We start from the raw sequence: 3,881 nt of genomic DNA on the forward strand, positions 1-3,881 counted from the left end.
GGCTTGAACTATCGTTACGACCGGGCAGATTCCGAGACTTACTTCAATGGCACCCTTGATGACACCACGTGGCGGGCATTCGGCCAACTCGAGTGGCGCGCCAGCGAACACTGGCTGCTGCAAGGCGGCGCGATGTTCGAAGATACGCAGTTGATCGGCAACTCACTGACGCCGCGGGTGGCGGTCAATTACCTGATCAACCCGCGCCATGGCTTGCGGGCGGTGTACTCCGAAGCCATCCGTTCGCCGGACATGTTCGAAAACAGCGTCAACTGGAGTTACCGCGTCACCAACCTGCAACCGACGGCCTATGGCCAGTCCAGCGCCCGTTACTTCGTCAAGACCCGCGGCCCCGGCAATCTCGACCAGGAACATATGCGCTCTCGCGAACTGGGTTATAACGGATACTTCGCCGGACAGAGGCTCGCTCTTGACGTAAAGCTGTTCCATGACGAAATCACCGGCATGATCAGCGAACCGCTGCGCAACAATCAGTTCATCGCCAGTAACGCCAACACCGCACGATTTTCCGGAGCGGAAACCCAGCTCGACTGGCGTGTCGACGACGCTGACCGTTTGCGCTTTACCTACGCCTACGTCGATGTCGACGCGAGCAATCCCCAGGACGCACGACAGACGGCTCGCAATAGCGGTTCCGCCGGCTGGATGCGCGACTGGGGCAAAGGCTGGAACAGCGCGCTTTTCTACTACGGTGACGACGCCTTGAACGGCTACCGCTTCGAACGAATCGACACGCGCATCGCCAAACGTATCCGTCTGGGCAAAGCCAGCCTGGAATTGGCTGGCGTGCTCCAGCACCGCCTCGATCATCAACCGACCACCTTCATTGACAATAATTATGACGAGCGCCAAGTGATGTACTTCAGCGCGGAGCTGGCACTTTAAGATGGCTTATTGTCCGCCTCGCCAGACGCCAGGCCTGGGCCATCTGCTGGCCATGCTGTGCCTGGTGGTCAGTGGCTGGCTCGGCAGCCTTTCGGCCAACGCCGCGGACATTCTGTTGACCGGGGCAGAAGACAGCTCCGGGGTGCAATCCTTCGTTCAGGCCCTGCGCGAGTTGCGACCTGCCGATAACGTGCGTTTCCAGCCGTTGGCCACTTTGCCGGCACCGGGCAAACTGCCGGTGGACATCCGTTTGATCCTGCTCGATTTGCCGAGCCTCGACTGGCGCCTGCAGGACAGCCAAGGCCCGCCGACCCTGGTGTTGCGTATCAGCCGTCTGCAAGCCCGGCAACACTTGGGTGACGCGGTGCCTGCACAGCTGAGTCTGCTCTGGAGCGATCCACCTGCGGACCGCCAGATGCGCCTGATTCAAATCCTGTTGCCCCAAGTGAAACGCATTGGCGTGCTGTATGACAGTCACAGCGAGTTCCTCTTGAAAGAACTGCGCCAGGCCGCCCGGCCACTGGGGCTTGAGGTGGTCAGCGAGCGCTGGGACAACACCCAGGACAGTCGCCCCTTGCAAACGCTGCTCAACAAAAGCGACGTATTGCTCGGCCTCGATGACCCTGATCTGTACAACTCGAAAACCGCGAAAAACCTGTTGCTCAGCAGCTATGCCCGACAATTGGCGCTGATCGGCCCCAACGCCGGATTCGTCAAGGCTGGAAGCCTGGCCAGCAGTTACAGCGATCAAAACGATTGGCTGGCGATGCTTGATCAATTGCTCGACCAGCCACCCGCCGCTTGGCCGCGCACGTATTACCCGCACCGTTTCAAAGTCTCAAGTAACCCGCAGGTGGCTCGTTCACTAGGTATTGAGCAGATCAATGAATCTTCTGTTGCAACCCTGCTGGCCGAAGGAGAACGCCGCCCATGACCTTCCGTCGCCGTTGGGACATCAATACCCGCACCCAGATCATCAGCCTCGGCCCTGCCCTGCTGTTGACCTTGCTGTTGATCAGCTTCTTCACGTTCGTGCGGATCCAGGACCTGCGTCAGGAGCTCAACCACACTGGCCAACTCATCGCCAACCAGCTCGCTCCGGCCACGGAATACGGGGTGATTTCCGGCAACAACGAAGTGCTGGAAAGTCTGCTCAAAGCCACACTCGCCACGCCCAACGTGCGTTTTCTGGAGGTCCAGGACAGCGCCAACCGGATCCTGGTGTACGTCGAGCAGCCGTCGGCAAGCCACAATCGACCGCATCAGGTCGAAGTATTCCAGGCGCCCGTGCGATTGCAACGGGTGCCGCTACACAACGATTTTTTCCAGAACAGCAAGGTCGCCACCACCGCTCCTGTCGAGGATTATCTGGGTCGGGTGATCGTCGGCCTGTCCAATGATGCGTTCAGTCAGCGCCAGCAGGAAATCCTGCTCAAGGCCGCCATTCTGGCACTGTTCGCCCTGCTGTTTACTTTCCTGCTGGCCCGACGCCTGGCCGCAAGCCTGTCGCAACCGATCCGTGATATCGGCAACGCAGTCAAGGCGATTCAGGAAGGCGACTACAAGACTCCGCTGCCGATCGTCGACGACACTGAACTGGGCGCGTTGTCGCAACACATCAACAATCTCGCCAGCGGTCTCGAACAGGCCAGCCGCGAACAGCAGCAAGCCATGGAGCAATTGATCCAGACCCGCGAAGAAGCGGAAAAGGCCAACAACGCCAAGTCCGACTTCCTGGCCATGATGAGCCACGAATTGCGTACGCCGATGAATGGTGTGCTGGGCATGCTGCAATTGCTGGAAACCACCGAGATGACCGAGGAACAGGTCGAGTACGCGGCACTGGCCTCGGAGTCCACCGAACATTTGCTCAAAGTCATCAACGACATTCTCGATTTCTCGCGTATCGAACGCTCGGAACTGGAGCTGGAGCATATCCCGTTCAACCTGGCCGACCTGATCAGCGCCTGCGCCCAATCCTTCCAGCACAGCGCTGCGCAACGCGGGCTCGAGCTGCAGTTGCAGATTCCTCAGGACATGCGCGCATTGCAGGTACGAGGCGATCCGACGCGGATCCGGCAGATTCTGGTGAACCTGGTCGGCAACGCGTTGAAGTTTACCGAGCAGGGCCGCGTAACCATCGAACCGCAGTGGCAATCACTGGATCATGAATTGCTGTGGTTTACCTGCAGCGTGCGCGATAGCGGAATCGGCATTCCGGCCGACAGTCTGGAATTGATGTTCAACGCATTCCAACAGGCCGACAGCTCGATTTCCAGACGCTACGGCGGGACCGGCCTGGGTCTGCCGATTGCCCGCACGCTTGCGGAGCGCATGGGCGGGACTTTGCGTGCCCAGAGCGAAGAAGGTCGTGGTTCGGTGTTCACCCTCGAGATCCCGCTGGCACTCTGTCAACAGTCATTACCGGCGCTGACCTCACGCATGCCTGCGGGCGATGGCGACGGTGAGGGCCGCAATGTCCTGCTGGTAGAAGACAACCCGGTCAATCAAACCGTCATCGAAGCAATGTTGCGCAGTCTGGGCTTTACTGTCAGCGTCGCTGCCGATGGCGCGCAGGCGGTGCGCAGTGCCGAAAGTCTGATTTTCGAAGCGATCCTGATGGACTGTCGCCTGCCGATCATCGACGGTTATGAAGCCACCCGACAGATTCGCCAGTTACCCGGCTGCACCGACTTGCCGATAATCGCCTTGACGGCTAATGCCTTGCAGGGCGACCGCGAAGCCTGCTTGTCGGCGGGGATGAACGATTACCTGGCCAAGCCATTCAAACGTAATGATCTACAGCAAATTCTGCAGCGCTGGGTGCGGTAGTACAGGCCTTTCGACCATCTGTGACTGGCGTCAAAGGCGAAAGTGCGGCAGTCTTAGACACCCGAACAGGCCCATAAAGGGGCTTGAATAAAAATTTCAGTGCACAAGTGTACATTCATGTCCTTGGTGCTGTGACTTTCACC

At 59.1% G+C, this 3,881-nt stretch carries 3 protein-coding genes; all 3 read left to right on the forward strand.

Features of this window, described 5'->3' with window-relative positions; translation table 11 throughout:
• Positions 1-906, forward strand: a 906-nt coding sequence (locus tag D8V06_RS06380; RefSeq protein ID WP_177434387.1) for a TonB-dependent receptor, incomplete at its 5' end; no start/stop codon positions are given.
• A gap of 1 nt (position 907) precedes the next feature.
• The gene (locus tag D8V06_RS06385; RefSeq protein ID WP_130907414.1) at positions 908-1,840 is read left to right on the forward strand and encodes an ABC transporter substrate binding protein; all 933 of its coding nucleotides are present in this window, start codon (positions 908-910) and stop codon (positions 1,838-1,840) included.
• Positions 1,837-3,738 (forward strand): ATP-binding protein, encoded by a 1,902-nt coding sequence (locus tag D8V06_RS06390; protein WP_056853117.1) that lies wholly within the window; start codon positions 1,837-1,839, stop codon positions 3,736-3,738. Before D8V06_RS06385 ends, D8V06_RS06390 begins: the two co-directional genes overlap by 4 nt.
• Positions 3,739-3,881 lie beyond the last annotated feature (143 nt).

It is taken from the genome of Pseudomonas sp. Sample_24, assembly GCF_004307605.1.
In the GTDB taxonomy this organism is placed as follows: domain Bacteria; phylum Pseudomonadota; class Gammaproteobacteria; order Pseudomonadales; family Pseudomonadaceae; genus Aquipseudomonas.